15 protein-coding genes and 1 riboswitch are annotated in these 17401 nt (G+C 59.5%); of the genes, 11 read left to right on the plus strand and 4 right to left on the minus strand.

Features of this window, described 5'->3' with window-relative positions; translation table 11 throughout:
- The first annotated feature begins 197 nt into the window (after positions 1-197).
- Genes IDH44_RS11100 through sdhB form a run of 3 tightly spaced genes read left to right on the plus strand, consistent with a single transcriptional unit; the run spans position 198 to position 3441 of the window.
- The gene (locus IDH44_RS11100; RefSeq protein WP_190917598.1) at positions 198-866 is read left to right on the plus strand and encodes a succinate dehydrogenase cytochrome b558 subunit; all 669 of its coding nucleotides are present in this window, start codon (positions 198-200) and stop codon (positions 864-866) included.
- Between the two features lie 25 nt (positions 867-891).
- On the plus strand, positions 892-2661 hold the full coding sequence (gene sdhA / locus IDH44_RS11105; protein ID WP_190917599.1) for a succinate dehydrogenase flavoprotein subunit: 1770 nt from the start codon (positions 892-894) through the stop codon (positions 2659-2661).
- Between the two features lie 15 nt (positions 2662-2676).
- Entirely contained in the window at positions 2677-3441 is a 765-nt protein-coding gene (gene sdhB, locus IDH44_RS11110; protein ID WP_190917601.1) for a succinate dehydrogenase iron-sulfur subunit, read from the plus strand.
- A 215-nt stretch (positions 3442-3656) separates the two neighbouring features.
- On the opposite strand, the gene IDH44_RS11115 is transcribed toward sdhB, so the two are convergent.
- A complete protein-coding gene (locus tag IDH44_RS11115; RefSeq protein ID WP_317890161.1) occupies positions 3657-3965 on the minus strand; it encodes a winged helix-turn-helix transcriptional regulator in 309 nt (102 codons plus the stop codon).
- A 205-nt stretch (positions 3966-4170) separates the two neighbouring features.
- Here IDH44_RS11115 and IDH44_RS11120 point away from each other — a divergent pair, with 205 nt between their 5' ends.
- Positions 4171-5007: a DUF695 domain-containing protein gene (locus tag IDH44_RS11120; RefSeq protein ID WP_190917603.1), complete on the plus strand. Its 837-nt coding sequence runs from the start codon at positions 4171-4173 to the stop codon at positions 5005-5007.
- Positions 5008-5182: 175 nt separating this feature from the next.
- Here IDH44_RS11120 and IDH44_RS11125 read toward each other — a convergent pair whose 3' ends face one another.
- The 3 genes from IDH44_RS11125 to corA all read right to left on the minus strand — a co-directional run bounded on the left by IDH44_RS11125 (position 5183) and on the right by corA (position 7993).
- Positions 5183-6010 carry a histidinol-phosphatase gene (locus IDH44_RS11125; RefSeq protein ID WP_190917605.1) on the minus strand — a complete coding sequence of 276 codons (828 nt, stop codon included), beginning with the start codon at positions 6008-6010 and terminating at the stop codon, positions 5183-5185.
- A gap of 28 nt (positions 6011-6038) precedes the next feature.
- Positions 6039-6941, minus strand: coding sequence for a LysR family transcriptional regulator (locus IDH44_RS11130; protein WP_190917607.1), 903 nt, complete (start codon positions 6939-6941; stop codon positions 6039-6041).
- A 110-nt stretch (positions 6942-7051) separates the two neighbouring features.
- Entirely contained in the window at positions 7052-7993 is a 942-nt protein-coding gene (gene corA, locus IDH44_RS11135; RefSeq protein ID WP_190917609.1) for a magnesium/cobalt transporter CorA, read from the minus strand.
- Between the two features lie 405 nt (positions 7994-8398).
- Positions 8399-8503: riboswitch (SAM riboswitch) on the plus strand.
- Between the two features lie 100 nt (positions 8504-8603).
- Here corA and metA point away from each other — a divergent pair.
- The 7 genes from metA to IDH44_RS11170 all read left to right on the plus strand — a co-directional run bounded on the left by metA (position 8604) and on the right by IDH44_RS11170 (position 17202).
- Positions 8604-9521 (plus strand): homoserine O-acetyltransferase MetA, encoded by a 918-nt coding sequence (gene metA / locus IDH44_RS11140; RefSeq protein ID WP_190917610.1) that lies wholly within the window; start codon positions 8604-8606, stop codon positions 9519-9521.
- 19 nt (positions 9522-9540) lie between these two features.
- Entirely contained in the window at positions 9541-10704 is a 1164-nt protein-coding gene (locus IDH44_RS11145) for a PLP-dependent transferase (protein ID WP_190917612.1), read from the plus strand.
- A gap of 5 nt (positions 10705-10709) precedes the next feature.
- On the plus strand, positions 10710-11894 hold the full coding sequence (locus tag IDH44_RS11150) for a MalY/PatB family protein (protein WP_190917614.1): 1185 nt from the start codon (positions 10710-10712) through the stop codon (positions 11892-11894).
- A gap of 143 nt (positions 11895-12037) precedes the next feature.
- On the plus strand, positions 12038-13174 hold the full coding sequence (gene mqnC / locus IDH44_RS11155; protein ID WP_190917616.1) for a cyclic dehypoxanthinyl futalosine synthase: 1137 nt from the start codon (positions 12038-12040) through the stop codon (positions 13172-13174).
- 73 nt (positions 13175-13247) lie between these two features.
- The gene (gene ytxC, locus IDH44_RS11160; RefSeq protein ID WP_190917617.1) at positions 13248-14201 is read left to right on the plus strand and encodes a putative sporulation protein YtxC; all 954 of its coding nucleotides are present in this window, start codon (positions 13248-13250) and stop codon (positions 14199-14201) included.
- Positions 14202-14602: 401 nt separating this feature from the next.
- Positions 14603-16540 (plus strand): threonine--tRNA ligase, encoded by a 1938-nt coding sequence (gene thrS, locus IDH44_RS11165; protein WP_190917619.1) that lies wholly within the window; start codon positions 14603-14605, stop codon positions 16538-16540.
- A gap of 128 nt (positions 16541-16668) precedes the next feature.
- Complete coding sequence (locus tag IDH44_RS11170; RefSeq protein ID WP_190917621.1) at positions 16669-17202, plus strand: RNA polymerase sigma factor; 534 nt, start codon at positions 16669-16671, stop codon at positions 17200-17202.
- The last annotated feature ends 199 nt before the right edge of the window (positions 17203-17401 follow it).

The following is a 17401-nucleotide window of genomic DNA, read 5'->3' on the forward strand; positions in this document are numbered from 1 at the left end:
TACTAATGTCTTATCGTTATAACTTATTATACAATATAAGCAATTCCATTATAAGAGGAAAAGGAGTACCATTAAGAAGTGTGAACAATATGTGTCATGATGTGTGATGGAATCGTGATTGACGCTCCAAGAGGCGGGAGTTACAATGAAATGTGGTTCACCATGCACGTCCAGTCTGAAAGGAGAACGCTAACGTCATGAAGGGAAATTCGTACTATTCGCGCAAGCTGCACTCGCTGCTGGGGGTGATTCCGCTCAGTTTGTTCATCCTCAGCCATGCGCTCACGAACTTTTCTGCCGCAGAGGGGGGGCCTCAAGGCTTTAAAGACGCCGTGGCATTTATCAACGGATTGCCGATCGTATCGGTCCTGGAGCTGGTCGGCATATTCCTGCCACTGCTGTTCCACGGGGTGTACGGGCTGTATCTCGCGTACCAGTCCAATAACAATCTGGGGCAGTTCTCGTACGGCCGCAACTGGGCCTTCACGCTGCAGCGGGTATCGGGCGTCATCACGTTCATCTTCGTGTTCTGGCATGTGTACCAGACGCGCTTTCAGGTGTTCGTGGGCAATATCTCGCACGACGATCTTGGCTCGACGATGAACGAAATCGCCACCAATCCTTTTTTCTTTGCACTGTATGTGATCGGCGTCGTAGCGGCCGTCTTCCACTTTGCCAACGGCATGTGGGCATTCCTCGTCAGCTGGGGTATCACGGTCGGACCGCGCGCCCAGCGGATCTCTTCCTATGTATGGATGGTCGTCTTCGTGATCGTGACCGGCCTGTTCATGGCCTCGCTGATCTCGTTCCGCGGCGACGAATTCCAGGAGGCGTCGGCTGCGCTGGAGCTGATCCGCGGTGTGTAATACGTATCGATAGGAGCGAATGCAAATGGCTAAAAATAAAGTTATCGTAGTAGGCGGCGGCCTCGCCGGCCTGATGGCGACCATCAAGGCCGCGGAAGCGGGCATGACGGTCGACCTGTTCTCGCTGGTCCCGGTCAAGCGCTCGCACTCGGTGTGCGCGCAGGGCGGCATCAACGGCGCGGTCAATACCAAGGGCGAGGGCGATTCGACGTGGGAGCACTTTGACGATACGATCTACGGCGGCGACTTCCTGGCGAATCAACCGCCGGTCAAGGCGATGTGCGACGCGGCGCCGGGTATCATCCATCTGATGGACCGGATGGGCGTCATGTTCAATCGTACGCCCGAGGGCTTGCTGGATTTCCGCCGCTTCGGCGGCACGAAATACCACCGTACCGCATTTGCCGGCGCGACGACCGGTCAGCAATTGCTATATGCGCTGGATGAGCAGGTACGCCGCTGGGAGACCGCAGGTCTGGTCAACAAGTTCGAGCACTGGGAATTCCTCGGCGCCGTACTGGACGACGACGGCGTGTGCCGGGGCGTCAGCGCGCAGGACCTGCGCTCGATGGAGGTGCACACGGTCCGCGCGGACGCGGTCATTCTGGCCACGGGCGGCCCCGGCATCATCTTCGGCAAGTCGACCAACTCGGTCATCAATACCGGGACGGCGGCCAGCGCCGTGTACCAGCAGGGCGTCCATTATGCCAATGGCGAATTCATCCAGATCCACCCGACAGCGATCCCCGGCGACGACAAGCTGCGCCTGATGTCCGAGTCGGCGCGCGGCGAGGGCGGACGCATCTGGACGTACAAGGACGGCAAGCCTTGGTACTTCCTCGAGGAGAAATATCCGGCGTACGGCAACCTCGTGCCCCGCGATATCGCGACGCGCGAGATCTTCAACGTCTGCGTCGATCAGAAGCTCGGCATCAACGGCGAGAACATGGTGTATCTCGACCTGTCGCACAAGGATCCGAAGGAGCTGGACATCAAGCTCGGCGGCATCATCGAGATCTACGAGAAGTTCATGGGCGACGACCCGCGCAAAATCCCGATGAAGATCTTCCCGGCCGTGCATTACTCGATGGGCGGCATGTGGGTCGACTTCAACCAGATGACCAATATCCCCGGCCTGTTCGCCGCAGGGGAGTGCGAATATCAGTACCACGGCGCGAACCGGCTCGGTGCCAACTCGCTCGTCTCGGCGATCTACGGCGGCATGGTGGCCGGACCGAAGGCGGTCGAATACATCCGCGGCCTGGACAAGGCGGCCGAGGACGTGGCGTCCTCCGTCTTTGATCGCGAGAAGCAGCGCCAGCAAGAGAAGCATCAGCGCATCCTGGGCATGAACGGTACCGAGAATGCCTACGTGCTGCACCGCGAGCTCGGCGAATGGATGACCAACAACATGACGGTCGTGCGCTACAACGAGAAGCTGGAAGAGACGATCGCCAAAATCAAAGAACTGAAGGCGCGCTACGCCAACATCAATATCAACGACACCAATGGCTGGAATAACGCCGGTCTGGCCTTCACCCGTCAGCTGTGGAACATGCTGGAGCTGTCCGAGGCGATGACGCTCGGCGCGCTCTTGCGCAACGAGAGCCGGGGCGCCCACTTCAAGCCGGAATTCCCCGAGCGCGACGATACGAACTACATGAAGACGACCAAGGCAGCCTGGTCGGCCGACGGTCCGCAGATCTCGTACGAGGACATCGACGTGTCGCTGATCCCGCCGCGCAAGCGCGACTATACGACCGACAAGAAAAAAGACAAAGCGGCCAGCAAGTAGAAAGGAGCATGCCAGATGGCGGTAACCGAAGCACCAACCAAGACGATCAAGCTGGTGATCACCCGGCAGGACAAGCCGGATAGCAAGCCGTATACGGAAACGTTCGAAATTCCGTATCGTCCCAACATGAACGTCATTAGCGCACTGATGGAAATTCAGCGCAATCCCGTCCAGAACGACGGCCAGTCCACCTCGCCGGTCTGTTGGGATTCCAACTGCCTCGAGGAGGTGTGCGGGGCCTGCTCGATGAACATCAACGGCAAGCCGCGTCAAGCCTGTACGGCGCTGGTCGACAAGCTGGAGCAGCCGATCCGGCTCGAGCCGATGAAGACATTCCCGGTCGTGCGCGACCTCGTCGTCAACCGCGAGCGCATGTTTGGCGCGCTGAAGCGCGTCAAGGCGTGGATTCCGATCGACGGCACCTATGATCTCGGACCCGGTCCGCGGATGGCGGAGACGAAGCGGCAGTGGGCCTACGAGCTCTCCAAGTGCATGACCTGCGGCGTCTGCCTCGAGGCCTGCCCGAACGTCAACGAGAAGACGAGCTTCATCGGGCCGGCGGCGATCTCCCAGGTGCGGCTGTTCAATGCCCATCCGACAGGCGAGATGAACAAGGACGAGCGCCTGGAGACGCTCATGGAGGACGGCGGCATCGAGGGCTGCGGCAATTCGCAGAACTGTGTGCGCGCTTGTCCAAAGGGCATTCCGCTCACGACGTCGATCGCTGCAATCAACAAGGATACGACCAAGCAGCTGTTCAAAAAATGGCTCGGTATGTAACAAGCCTGAGCTAACGATCAGACAGCCGGTCCCTGCGGCAGCGGGACCGGCTGTCTGCCGTCTGCAGCCCCAAGTTTACCTGATTTGCTTTGCTTCTTTGCTTCTATGATTGAAAATGATTCTCATTATTGACTAATATACAATGAAGCGCCGCGCCTGTCAATCGGCAGGCAAACCTAAAAACAGCCGGCCTCCAGGGCCGGCTGTTACAAAGGTTACATCCATTCTTCTCCCCAATCCTGAATCGAGAGAATGACAGGCTCGAGCCCCTGTCCTTTGGAGGTTAGTTCATATTCAATCCGGACCGGCATCTCAGGATACACCGTCCGCTTGACCACGTTCATCGTTTCGAGCTCCTTCATCCGGTCGGTGAGCATTTTATCGCTCATCTCCGGAATCTGTTCCTTGATTTCCTTGAAGCGCTTCGGTCCTCCGAGCAGCACGCGGATAATCAGTCCTGTCCACTTTTTGCCGAGCAGCTCGGCAGCCGCCTCGTATTTCGGGCACATTTTTGAATAATCCACAGGTATCACCCCACCTTATGGCTCTATTGTACCACGCTCATGCACAAAAAGTAAGTGAATTGTGAAAGAATCGAAATAAAATAAAAAATTGCTATCAACTTCATAAAAGTTAGTTCAAAAAAACGTAGAAACGAGGCTTCATCAACGGTATAATGGGCTGTATGGAAAGAACCCAAGACAGCGCAAGTTCCCGGGGAGTGGTAGCATGACTGAGCAATGGGGATTTTTCGAGCGGAAAACAAAGGACGAGCAAATGCGGATATTGGTCGATTCGAGCTGGGAGACACGCAGTCCGTCCGAGTCGTATACGGAGCTGCTATCGGTCACGATTAATCTATTGCATATGACAAGCGTACATCCGGCCAGGCGCGAGCTGGTGCACATGCTGGAGCGAATCGAGCGCAGGCTGGAGCAATCGATTGCGGCAGGCGGCCATGCGGTGTACGTGGGGCGAATCAATACGCCGCGTCGATTGGAGCTGTATTATTATGCCGACGCCGAGCGATTCGATCGGGAGGTGCTACGCCGGCTGGAGCAGGAGCTAAAGCCATATCGCATCCTCACCTACAGCCGACCCGATCCGCAGTGGGAGCGGTACAGCTTCATGCTGCCCAGCGAGCTGGAGAAAGCGCTCATTCACAATGCCCAGATGGTCTACGCGCTCATTCACAGAGGCGATCACATCGATCGTCCGCGCAATGTGTATCACTGGCTGATGTTCAAGCGACCGGATGACTGCAGCGCCATGAAGGAGACGGCCGAGCAGCTCGGCTACCGCATCGAGGACGCGCGCACGCCGCCCGTCGACCGGCCGGAGTTCCCGTACGCGCTCGTCATCAGCCGCTGGGACAATGTGCGGCTGGAGACGGTCAATGCCCAGGTGCGGGAGCTGCTGCCACTGGCGGATGAGCTGGGCGGCACCTATGACGGCTGGGGCTCGATGATGCGCCAATCGTTCCTGCGCAAGGGCTATCTCGGCATTCAGCGGATGCTGCGAAGCGTGGGGCTGGTACGGCGCAGGGAGACGAACAGAGAGATGTAGGGACGGCGAATTGCGGTTGCGCTTCCTGTGGCGATCACCGCGCATAATTTGTTACACAATTGAAATGTTCCTGTTACCGTCCTTTCATATCCGGGGGCTATTATAATAAACAAGACCCCCTTTTTTAATATATACACTTTGGACCTGCTCCCCCGAGCAGGTCCCCTTTTTTTCTTCATACCATTCGCCCGCCGAGCGGCACGACCACAGGCCGGAGGGCGCGGTAGAACACCCAGTGCTTGAAGCCGAGCTCGATCAGCCGCAGGCGCACCTGCTCCCAGTCTTCGCCCACGCGCTCCGGCTTGTGCGCATCCGAGCCGAACGATACGTTGACGCCGTAGTGGCAAGCCCGCTCCAGAATCGCGTCGGACGGGTACCAGCCGCCCACATCCTTGGTCGAGCCCGAGGTGTTGATCTCGATCGCGATGTCGCACGCGGCGATCTCCTGCAGCGTCTCATCGATTGCCGCTGCGGCCTCGATCTCCGAGAAGGCCGGATAGTAGCCCTTCATCGCATCGATATGGCCCAGGATCTGAAAAAGCCCGGCCCGCGCCGACTGGCGAATCAGCGCGTAATAATGCGCCTTCTCGTCGCGCCGGGCGTCCTCGGACAAGCCCTTCCAACGGTTGCGGTTAAAGATGCTCACGCCGCGCGACTGATGCACCGAGCCGATCAGGTAATCAAACGGATGGCGGGCATATGCGCGCCGATACGTCTCGATATGCTCCGGAAAAAAATCCGACTCCATGCCGAGCAGCACCTCGATTTTGTCCGCATACTTGCGCTTGAGCCGCAACACTTCGCCGATGTAGGCCTCCAGCTCGCTGCGCCGCATGGCGATATACGGATACGGCTGATCGTCTGGCTCGGCAAAATAAGGCGAATGATCGGATATGCCGATGACGCTCAGGCCGGCGGCGATGCCGGCTTTTACGTAATCCTCGATTGTGCCGAGCGCATGACCGCAGCGCTCATGATGGGTGTGCAGATCGAACTTGGTCATATAGGCTGATTCCTCCTCGTATGAACGGCTATTCGCTGCCGATGAACTGGTCCTCGGGCATGCCCTTGAGATCGCTCAAAAACTGGTGCATGGCCGAATTCAAATAACGTCCGGACTTGTAGACTACGCCGACCGGGTGGCTGAGCTCCAACTCGTTGACGCTGATCATCTTGAGCGTGCCGAGGCGCAGCTCGCTGGCCACGGACAGCTTGGAGATGATCGATACGCCCAGATTCAGCTCGACCATGCGCTTGACCTCCTCGCTGCTGGACAGCTCCATCACGATGTTCGGCTGAATGCCGTACTGCCGGAACATGCGGTCGATGAAGCGGCGGCCAAGCGTCTCCTGCGAGAGCATGATGAACGGGATGTCCTTGAGCTTGTCCACCGTGGTGTGCTTGAACCCGCTGATTGGATGATCCGGTGCGGCGACGAGCTCGTAGGTGTCGTAATACAGGATCGAGCTCTCCACGCTCGGACTGCGTTCGCTCAAGTATGTAAGGCCGATATCGACGGCTCCGCTCTCCACGGCGGGCACGACCTGAGAGGAGGGCATCGATTGGATTGTCGTTTTGATCAGCGGGTATTGATTCTGAAAATACGACAGCACGCGCGGTAAAATTTGCATCGCAATCGAGGTCGTCGTGCCGAGCAAAATATGGCCCTGCGGCGTGTCGTTCAGGTCCGACAGCTTTTGCTTGAGCTCTTCGACGACGCCGAGGATGCGCAGCGCGTGGTCCAGAAATACCTGGCCGCGATCCGTGAGCGTGACCGGCTGGTTGCGGTCGATCAGCACCGTTTTGAATTCGTCCTCGAGGCTTTTGATCTGCGCCGATACGGCCGGCTGCGTCAGATTGAGCAGCTCGCCGGCCTTGCGGAAGCTCATCGTCTTCGAGATCGTGAGCAGCGTTTCCAATTGACTGATGTTCATGGCATTCCCCCCTTTGCCGGATGTCTCTTGTAGGTCTATTATAGGCCATTCCCCGGCCCGCGGCAAAACGAAAGGCGGCTCGCCCGAGCCGCCTTTCGTTGAAATTATAGTTAAAGCCAATCTTTTTTGCGGAACAAATAAAACATGCCGAGCGCAACGAGCAGCATGATGCCTAGCAGGATGTAAGAAGCGCCCTCGATGTGCAGACCCGGGATGGTGTCGAAGTTCATGCCGTATATGCCGGTGATGAAGGTCAGCGGCATGAATATCGTCGTCAGCGCGGTAAAGACGCGCATGATTTCGTTGGCGCGGGCGGCCAGGCTCGACTGATACGCTTCGCGCAGATTGCCCATCAGGTCGCGGTACGTTTCGAAGGTTTCCGCGACCTTGACCGCATTCTCGTAAATGTCACCGAAATACTTTTGCAGCTGATTGTCGATCAGCTTCAGCTCGCGCTTGTGCAGGGAGGCAATCAGCTCGCGCTGCGGTCCGAGCACCTTGCGCAGCCACAGGATTTCGCTGCGCAGGCCGATAATTTCGTTCAGATGCGACTTGCGGGTATGCATCAGGATGTCTTCCTCGAGCTTTTCGATCTGGGCTTCGATTCGATCGCCGACGAGAAAATAATTGTCCACGACCAGATCGACGAGGTGGTAGAGCATCCGGTCGGGCTGACTGATCTCCTGCTCCCAGAGCACGGGCTTGACCGCGCGCAGCTCGTTGATTTTTTGCTTGGTCACCGTAATGATATAATGACGGCCGAGAAAAATATTGAGCTCGCGCAAAAAAATTTCCTCGTCATCGAAGCGAATGCTGTTGATCACGAGGAAGTAATGGTGCTCGTAAATCTCCAGCTTGGGGCGCTGCTCGTCCTCGCTGATGCAGTCCTCGACGGCGAGGTCGTGCATCGAAAAAAGCGGCTGCAGCACCGCCAGATCGTCGGTATTGGCGTCGATCCAGTAAAAGCCTTCGGCCGGAGCCGTCAGCGTGCGTTCCAGCTCGCCTTCGTCCAAGGGGGTAAAAACCCCGCTCGTGACATGCCGGATTTTCATGGGCGTCTCACTCCTTTGCAGGTTCATCGGCACCCGCGGCAAGGAGGCGTGCTGCCTCTATAGGCGGGGCGCCCGCGCTGGGGCGCCGGCCTCGCCGCCTGGCGGGTCCTCGTGTGTCGTTGTGTCGTCCGATTTTCTGTCGTTTTGCTGCGGCCTCGGTCCGTCGCCGTCCATGCGCGTTCCCCCCTTTGGCATCCTGAGAATTGTCCCTTGCGTCTTGCAATGGTCTCGCCCTAGTATACGCCCGGCAGGGAGGGGCATACAAGCATCGGTTTACTGGCAGCGCTTGCTTTTTCGGGCCTTGACGCGCATAGGCAGATGCGTTAAAGTGAACAGTAAGAACAGCATACGCTCGCACTGGCGCCAGTGTGACGCGTCTCATTTACGGACAATTGAATACGAGCTTTCTTATCAAGAGCAGGCGGAGGGACTGGCCCGATGAAGCCCGGCAACCGGCATGATGCACGGTGCTAATTCTTGCGGAGACGATTCGTTTCTGACAGATGAGAGAGGAGTTCGACCAGCGGACAACTATGCGCCCCTCTCGCAATGCGGAGGGGCTTTTGCGTTGTATACCGTCCCCCCAAACAAGCAGCAAGGAGTTGATGACATGCCAATCAAAATTCCGGACAGCCTGCCGGCCAAAGAAGTGCTGACGCGTGAAAATATATTCGTCATGGATGAAAGCGTCGCGTACAAGCAGGACATCCGTCCGCTGCATATCGCGATCCTGAATCTGATGCCGACCAAGGAAACGACCGAAACGCAGCTGATGCGTCTGCTCGGCAATACGCCGCTGCAGGTGGAGGTGGCGCTGCTGCATCCGCGCACCCACACCTCCAAAAACACGCCGATCGAGCACCTGGAGACGTTCTACAAAACGTTCGACGATATCGCGCATCACCGCTACGACGGCTTGATTATTACCGGAGCGCCGGTGGAGCGTCTGCCCTTCGAGGATGTCACGTACTGGGAGGAGCTACAGACGATCATGGACTGGAGCGCCCGCAACGTCACGTCCACCCTGCACATCTGCTGGGGCGCGCAGGCCGGTCTGTATCATCATTACGGCATTCCCAAGCATGATCTGGACGAAAAAATATTCGGCGTTTTCCCGCACACGATCAACAAGCAAAACGTCAAGCTGCTGCGCGGCTTCGACGAGCTGTTCTACGTGCCGCAGTCGCGCCATACGGAGGTGCGGCGGGAAGCGATCGAGCAGGTGCCGGATCTCGAGGTGCTCTCCGAATCGGAGGAGGCGGGCGTCTACATCGCCGCCTCGCGCAACGGCCGCCAGATTTTTGTCACCGGACATTCGGAATACGATCCGCTCACGCTCAAGTGGGAATACGACCGCGATGTCGCCAAAGGGCTGCGCGTCGGACTGCCCAAAAATTATTATCCGGGCGACGACCCGACCAAGCTGCCGATGTCCTCTTGGCGCGCGCACGCCAATCTGCTGTTCTCGAACTGGCTGAACTATTATGTGTACCAGGAGACGCCCTACGAGCTCGGCGCCAACATCTAAAAAAAGGAGCAGTGCCTGCATGAAAATTGAAAGCCGATTGGCCCAGATCGGTTCCGTCAAGGAACCGGTCACCGGAGCGGTCAACTTCCCGATCTACCCGTCCACCGCCTTCCGCCACCCGCGCGTCGGTCAGAGCACCGGCTTCGACTATATTCGCACCAAGAGCCCGACCCGGGCAGTCCTGGAGGAAGCGGCGGCCGAGCTGGAAGCCGGGGATGCGGGCTTCGCCTGCAGCTCCGGGATGGCCGCCTTGCAGACGGTATTCGCCCTGTTCCGCCAAGGCGACCATCTGCTCGTCTCGCTCGATCTGTACGGCGGCACCTACCGGCTGCTGGAGCGGATCATGAATCGCTTCGGCGTGAGCGCCTCCTACGTCGATACCAACGATCTCGACGCCATGGCGTCCGCCGCAACGCCTGCCACCAAGGCCGTGCTGATCGAGACGCCGACCAACCCGCTCATGATGATCACCGATCTGGCGCGCGTCTGTGCGTGGGCGCGCGACCGCGGCATGCTCTCGATCGTCGACAATACGCTGCTGACGCCGTTCTTCCAGCGTCCGCTGGAGCTGGGCGCGGATATCGTCGTACACAGCGCGACGAAGTATCTGGGCGGACACAACGACGTGCTCGCCGGTCTGATCATCACCAAGGGTGCGGAGCTGTCGGAAGAGATGGCGATGCTGCACAATTCCATCGGCGCGGTGCTGGGACCGCAGGACTCGTGGCTGCTGATGCGCGGCATGAAGACGCTGGCGCTGCGCATGGAGCGCCACCAATACAATGCGACGCGGATCGCCGCTTTTCTGCAGACGCACGAAGCCATCGAGCAGGTGTATTATCCAGGGCTGCCCGATCATCCGGGTCATGACATTCAGCAGCGCCAGTCCTCGGGCAACACCGGCATCTTCTCCTTCCGGCTCAAGGATGCGCGCTATGTCGACCCGGTACTGCGCCATATCAAGCTGATTGCGTTCGCCGAAAGCCTCGGCGGGGTGGAGTCGCTGATGACGTATCCGGCAGTGCAGACCCATGCCGATATTCCCGAAGAAATTCGGCGCCGCATCGGCGTAGACGACCGGCTGCTGCGGTTCTCCGTAGGCATCGAGCATTGTGATGATCTGATTGACGATCTGGCGGGCGCGCTCGCCGAGGCGCAGCGCGAGCTGGCGAAGGGAGAGTGAGACCAGTGAGCTACGACTTTGATCAGGTCATCGAGCGCAGGGGCACGGCCTCCTACAAGTGGGATCAATCGGACAAGCTGTTCGGTCGCGCCGATCTGCTGCCGCTGTGGGTGGCGGATATGGACTTCTCGCCGCCGCGGGAGGTCGTGGACGCGATTGTCGAGCGGGCCAGGCAGGGCGTATACGGCTATACGATCCGCACGGACGACTACTACGACGCCGTGCGCGGCTGGCTCTCCCGCCGCCATGGCTGGGATGTGCAGCCGGGATGGATCTCGTCGAGCCCCGGCGTCGTGCCGGCGCTCAGCATGCTAGTGATGGCTTGCACGGAGCCGGGCGACGGCATCATCCTGCAGTCGCCGGTGTATTATCCGTTCTACGACGTCATCCGCATGAACGGCCGGGTCGTCGTCGACAATCCGCTCGTGCTGCGCGACGGCCAGTATCGGATGGACTTTGACCTGCTGGAGCAGCAGGCCAAGGACGGCGCCAAGCTGCTGCTGCTCTGCTCGCCGCACAATCCGGGCGGGCGCGTCTGGACGCGCGAGGAGCTGGCGCGGGTCGGCGAGATCTGCGAGCGCCACGGCGTGCTCGTCGTCGCCGACGAGATTCACCACGACCTCGTGCTGAAGCCGCACCGCCACACGCCTTACGCGTCGATCTCCAAGGCATGCGCCAATCATTCGATTACGTGCATCGCGCCGAGCAAGACGTTTAATCTGGCGGGGCTGCAAGCGGCCTCGGTCATTATACCCAATGAGCGGCTGCGCCGCGTATATACCCAGCAGCTCAAGAGGCTGTCCCTGCATATGGAGACGTATTTCGGCCTGAGCGCCGTGGTCAGCAGCTACACTTACGGTGATCAGTGGCTGGACGAGCTGCTGGCGTATCTGGCCGGCAGCGTCGATGCGCTGATCGCCTTTTGCGCAGAGCGGCTGCCGCAGGTCAGACCGATCCGGCCCGAGGGCACCTATATGGTGTGGCTGGACTGCCGCGCCGTGTCGGAGGACCCGGAGGAGCTGAAGCGGCTGATGTTCGAGGAGGCCGGCGTTGCATTCAGCGAGGGCTCGGTTTTTGGACGGCAAGGAGCGGGCTTTTTGCGCGTCAATCTCGCTTGTCCGCGCGCCTTGCTGATGGAGGCGCTGGAGCGTTTCGCCGCTGCGATTGAGGCGCGGGCGGCCAAGCGCTGAGCGGGTCTTATCGGTTGAGGAGCGCGCTATTGGGCGGCGGTCGCATTCGTGCGGGCGCCGCCCGAGTCTGTTATTGCGGGACCAAATATGATAGGCTTAGAACATAGACAGACAGCTTGCTTTTGAGGAGGAGACCCGTACGAATGAGTCAAGTCGACCGCATCTTGCAGACCGCCCTCAGCGGCGGCCGGGTAACCCTGGAGGATACAACGACCCTGTTCGAATCGGACGAGATCGAAAAAATGGGCGCCGCGGCGAACCAGCTGATGCTGAGGCGCCATCCCGAGCCCGTGACGACGTTTGTCGTGGGCCGCAATATTAACTACACCAATGTGTGCGATGTTTTTTGCCGTTTTTGCGCGTTTTACCGCAAGCCCGGCTCCGAGGAAGGCTATGTCCTGCCGGACGAGACGGTGCTGAGCAAAATCCAGGAAACGATCGACGTCGGCGGCACCGAAATTTTGATGCAGGGCGGGACGAACCCGAATCTGCCGTTTACGTATTACACGGATCTGCTGAAAAAAATCAAAGCCCATTTTCCCGGTATCACGATGCACTCGTTCTCGCCGGCGGAAATTCTGAAAATGAAAGACGTCTCGGAAGGCCTCACGCTGGAGGAAGTCGTGCGCGCGCTGCATGAGGCCGGACTGGACTCGCTGCCCGGCGGCGGCGCCGAGATTCTCGACGATCGCACGCGCCGCAAAATCAGCCGGCTGAAAGGCTCGTGGCGCGACTGGATGGACGTCATGCAGACCGCGCATCGCATCGGCATGAATACGACCGCCACGATGGTCATCGGCTTCGGCGAAGCGATGGAGGAGCGGGCGCTTCATCTGCATCGCTTGCGCGAGGCCCAGGATGCCTGTCTGGGCGGGAGCTCGGGCTCCAAGGGCTTTTTGGCCTTCATCCCGTGGACGTTCCAGCCCGACAACACGAACATGAAGCGGGAGAAGGCGACGCCGGAGGAGTATCTCAAGACGCTGGCAATCAGCCGCATCACGCTCGACAACGTCGACAATTTCCAATCCTCCTGGGTCACGATGGGACCGGATGTCGGCAAACAGTCGCTGTCGTACGGCTGCAATGACTTCGGCAGCACGATGATCGAGGAGAATGTCGTCTCCGCCGCCGGCACGACGCACAAGGTCAATATCGAGCTGATCCTGCAGCTCATCCGCGAGGCCGGCAAAATCCCGGCGCAGCGCAACACGCGCTATGAAATATTGAAAACCTACACCGACGCCGACACCGTCTCGAGGGATTTCATGATGCAGAACTAATGCCACAACCTTCATCGTATATCCGCCGCTTCCTGCCCATATACTGATTGTGTATGGAAAGGAGCATGCCATGATGGAGCTGTTCAGAGTGGCGCTGCGCTGCACCGAGGAGGCGACGATCTGGAAGCTGTCGCGTTACTTGAGCGAAGCGTATGCGGAGTGGGACGGGCCGGGAAGCGCCCCCGAGCTGCGCTGGGAGATCGAGCCCGGCGACGGCACGATCCGCTGCACGGCGGACCGGACGGCATGCCAGCCGGAGCAGCGTGCGGCGGTGCTGCGTCATGCGGCGGCCGGGCTCTCGGCCTACATTGTCGATCACTGGGAAGAAGCGCTCCTGGAAGGCTTGATTGCCAAGGAATCCGGCTACGAGGACGAGGAGGAGCGGCGGCGTATCGCTGTGCTGTCCAGGCGGCTGCTCGAAGGCACCCTTCATGCCGAAGCGCCCGATCCCCAGGCCGCAAGGCGCGAACGCGAGCTTCGCATCCGGCGGGTTAAGGACGAACTGCAGCCTTTTTTGCAGCGCCAGCGTCGGATCGACCTCGACGGCTTCGTTCGGTTCAGACTGTCCGCCTACCGTGCGGCGCTGCGCGAGGTGATGCAGCAGGCCGTCGACGAGTGGATTTTAGACAAGCAGTACCACGAATTTCTTGAATTGCTGCGGTATTTTGTCAGTACCCAGATTGCCAAGACCTCGGTGGTCCACGTGCTGCAGGAGGCGGACGGGCAATTCAGGCTCTGCAACTACGAGCTCCGGCCGCTCGACCCTCCGAGTGCGTCGGAGGCGCCGGCGAGCGACTTGCCGGGCGGGCAGGAACATTTCGAGCTGGACGTCGAGGATCGGATCGTCAGTTCGCTAATCACGGTCTCGCCGCGGCAGATTGTGATTCACACCGAGCGGCCGGAGCAGCAGGTCATTCGGACGATCCGGGCGATTTTTGGCGAGCGGGTGACGGTGTGCGGGAGCTGCCAGACTTGCCGTATGGCGGCGCATCGCCGCGATCCGCGCCGTGATCCGGTACCGACTTGACCGATTCGCCGTATCCGGCGTATAATGCATCTTAAGCAAAGCGGCGCAAGTACCGGCCAGTCATGGGCGGTGCGCGCAATCGCTACGCAACGGCAACGATAGAGCCACCGACTGCCCGGCTCGCGGTCCAGAGAGAGGAACCCCGGCTGCAAGTTCCTTCCGATCGACTTGGCAGCGCGACCCCTCTGGAGCCGATCGGCTGAACCCTTGCCCGCCAGGGCCAGGCAGTAGGACGTTCCGATTCATCCCCGTTACCGGATGCTTCAAGGATCGACGGGCGCCGAGCGGCGCGCGCAGATCGAATGAGGGTGGAACCACGAGGCTTATGCGCTCGTCCCTTTCGGGACGGGCGCTTTTTGCCGTTTTGGCGCTTTGAGCAAGAGAAGGGAGAATGAAGGAATATGGGCATTCAAGTGACGCTGCCGGATGGCGCGCGGCGCGAATACGAGGTCGGGGTCAGCATCGAGGAGATCGCCGGCTCGATCAGTTCGGGACTGCGCAAGCAAGCGATTGCCGGCAAGGTGAACGGCAAGGTCGTCGACGTATACGCCAAGCTGGACGAAGACGCGGCAATCGAAATCGTGACCGTCGACACGCCGGACGGGCTGGAGGTGTACCGGCACAGCACCGCGCATTTGATGGCGCAGGCGATCAAGCGCGTATTTGCCGATCGCCAGGTGAAATTGGGCATCGGACCGGTGATCGAGGACGGTTTTTATTACGATATCGATATGGAAGAATCGCTCACCCCGGAGGATCTGGAGAAGATCGAGCAGGAGATGCAGCGCATCGTCAAGGAGAACCTGGACATCCGGCGCCGCGAGGTGAGCCGGCAGGAGGCGCTCGAGACGTACGAGCGGCTAGGCGACAATCTCAAGCTGGAGCTGATTCGCGACCTGCCGGACGAGGCGGTCATCACGATGTACGATCAGGGCGAGTTTTTCGATCTGTGCCGCGGTCCGCATCTGCCGTCGACCGGCCGCATCAAGGCGTTTAAGCTGCTGAGCATTGCCGGCGCTTACTGGCGCGGCGATTCCAAGAACAAGATGCTGCAGCGCATCTACGGCACCGCCTTCCCGAAGAAGTCGCAGCTGGAGGAGCACCTGCACCTGCTCGAGGAAGCCAAGAAACGCGATCACCGCAAGCTCGGCCGCGAGCTCGGCATGTTCGCCTTCTCGCGCGAGGTCGGCCAAGGTCTGCCGCTGTGGCTGCCCAACGGCGCCAAGCTGCGCCGCACGATGGAGCGCTACATCGTCGATCTGGAGGAACGGCTCGGCTATCAGCATGTGTATACGCCGGTGCTGGCCAATGTGGAGCTGTACAAAATCTCCGGGCACTGGGAGCATTATTCGGAAGACATGTTCCCGAAAATGGTGCTGGACAACGAAGAAATGGTGCTGCGGCCGATGAACTGTCCGCACCACATGATGGTCTACAAGAGCGAGATGCACAGCTATCGCGATCTGCCGATCCGGGTGGCGGAGCTGGGCACGATGCATCGCTACGAGATGTCCGGCGCGCTGACCGGGCTGCACCGGGTGCGGGCGATGACGCTCAACGACGCGCATATCTTCTGCCGGCCCGATCAGATCAAGGAGGAATTCGCGCGGGTCATCGCGCTCATTCGCCAGGTGTACGAGGACTTCGGCATCAAGGACTATCGCTTCCGGCTGTCGTACCGCGATCCGCAGGATACGGAGAAGTACTTCCCGGACGACGCGATGTGGGAGATGTCGCAGCGCATGCTGCGCGAGGTGGTGGAGGAGCTGGAGCTGCCGTTCTACGAGGCGGAGGGCGAGGCGGCCTTCTATGGGCCGAAGCTCGACGTGCAGATCCGCACCGCGCTCGGCAAGGAGGAGACGCTCTCGACGGCGCAGCTCGATTTCCTGCTGCCGGACCGGTTCGAGCTGGAGTACGTCGGCGACGACGGCAAGAAGCACCGGCCGGTCGTCATCCATCGCGGCATCATCAGCACGATGGAGCGCATGACCGCCTTCCTGCTGGAAAACTACGCCGGCGCGCTGCCGCTCTGGCTCAGCCCGATTCAGGCCCGCATCATCCCGGTCTCGCTCGCCTACGAGGAGTACGCGCGCAAGCTGGAGACGCAGCTGCTGGCGGGGGGCGTCAAGGTCGAATGCGATCTGCGCAACGAGAAGATGGGCTACAAAATTCGCGAGGCGCAGCTTGAAAAAATTCCGTACATGCTGATTGTCGGAGACAACGAAGCGCAGGCGCAAAGCGCCTCCGTGCGCAAGCGCGGGGAGGGCGATCTCGGCGCCTTGCCGGCAGAGGAGCTGCTCGAAAAATTACAGCGCGAAATTGCCGATAAACAAAGCTGATCGAAATTTGTCGCCGGTCGCCGGATGGGGCAGGCGACAAATTTTCTTTTTTTTCTTAACAGAATATGCTAAAATAAAGCTATCTAAACAGAGCCTGTAAACGCTAACAATGTGGGGCGGGTATGAAAATGAAAAGCTGGTTGTCTCAAGAAAACGACCCGAGCGGAGTGGAGCTTGAGAAGCATGAGGCGTTGTTGCGCGATTTGTACAACCAGATGATCCGCGTGGCTTATTCCCGGGTGCGAAACAAATCCGACGCGCATGATGTCGTGCAGGAGGCTTGGGTCAACATGCTCGCCAAACGCGATTCGCTGCGCGAGCAGAGCAAGCTGGCGGCCTGGGCCAAGACCATCACGGCAAATGTCGCACACAATGTCAATCGCCGCTATGCGGGTGGACGGGCCCACTGCGCCTTGTCCGAGGAGCAGGAGGAGAGCGGTTCGCCTTCGCCTACCGAGGCGGAGCTGATGCTCGAGATTTCGGAGCTGCTCGGCGCGCTTGATCCGCGTTCGCGCACAATGATTTTGTACAAGTTCTATTATGGCTTCAAGGATCAGGAGATCGCCGATGCCATGAACATGCCGCTCGGCACGGTGAAGGCGCGCATTCACCGCAGCAAGCAGCGGCTCAAGCAATCGGCCACCGCCGCGAACGACGGTTAGGCGTTATGCGATGCTCATATAGAAGCGGCGGCAGCCTCAGGGCCCGGTCTAGCATTGCTAGGGCGGGCTTTTTTATGCGCCGAGTGGTTCAACGTTTTTCTTCGTGTGGAATAATGTGGTGATTATTTGCATTTAATCCCTGGTTCTCATGCTGGAGACCGAGATGCGGTTCAATCCGTCGCCCCTTTGAGCGCTTCGG

Origin of the sequence: Paenibacillus sabuli, from assembly GCF_014705605.1 — a bacterium.
Lineage (GTDB): Bacteria > Bacillota > Bacilli > Paenibacillales > Paenibacillaceae > Paenibacillus_D > Paenibacillus_D sabuli.

Coding starts and splice junctions, on each gene's coding strand:
- mqnC (WP_190917616.1), top strand. CDS start 12,038: ATGAGTCAAGTCGACCGCATCTTGCAGACCGCCCTCAGCGGCGGCCGG.
- sdhB (WP_190917601.1), top strand. CDS start 2,677: ATGGCGGTAACCGAAGCACCAACCAAGACGATCAAGCTGGTGATCACC.
- IDH44_RS11125 (WP_190917605.1), bottom strand. CDS start 6,010: ATGACCAAGTTCGATCTGCACACCCATCATGAGCGCTGCGGTCATGCG.
- thrS (WP_190917619.1), top strand. CDS start 14,603: ATGGGCATTCAAGTGACGCTGCCGGATGGCGCGCGGCGCGAATACGAG.
- IDH44_RS11100 (WP_190917598.1), top strand. CDS start 198: ATGAAGGGAAATTCGTACTATTCGCGCAAGCTGCACTCGCTGCTGGGG.
- IDH44_RS11120 (WP_190917603.1), top strand. CDS start 4,171: ATGACTGAGCAATGGGGATTTTTCGAGCGGAAAACAAAGGACGAGCAA.
- corA (WP_190917609.1), bottom strand. CDS start 7,993: ATGAAAATCCGGCATGTCACGAGCGGGGTTTTTACCCCCTTGGACGAA.
- sdhA (WP_190917599.1), top strand. CDS start 892: ATGGCTAAAAATAAAGTTATCGTAGTAGGCGGCGGCCTCGCCGGCCTG.
- IDH44_RS11145 (WP_190917612.1), top strand. CDS start 9,541: ATGAAAATTGAAAGCCGATTGGCCCAGATCGGTTCCGTCAAGGAACCG.
- metA (WP_190917610.1), top strand. CDS start 8,604: ATGCCAATCAAAATTCCGGACAGCCTGCCGGCCAAAGAAGTGCTGACG.
- ytxC (WP_190917617.1), top strand. CDS start 13,248: ATGGAGCTGTTCAGAGTGGCGCTGCGCTGCACCGAGGAGGCGACGATC.
- IDH44_RS11130 (WP_190917607.1), bottom strand. CDS start 6,941: ATGAACATCAGTCAATTGGAAACGCTGCTCACGATCTCGAAGACGATG.
- IDH44_RS11170 (WP_190917621.1), top strand. CDS start 16,669: ATGAAAAGCTGGTTGTCTCAAGAAAACGACCCGAGCGGAGTGGAGCTT.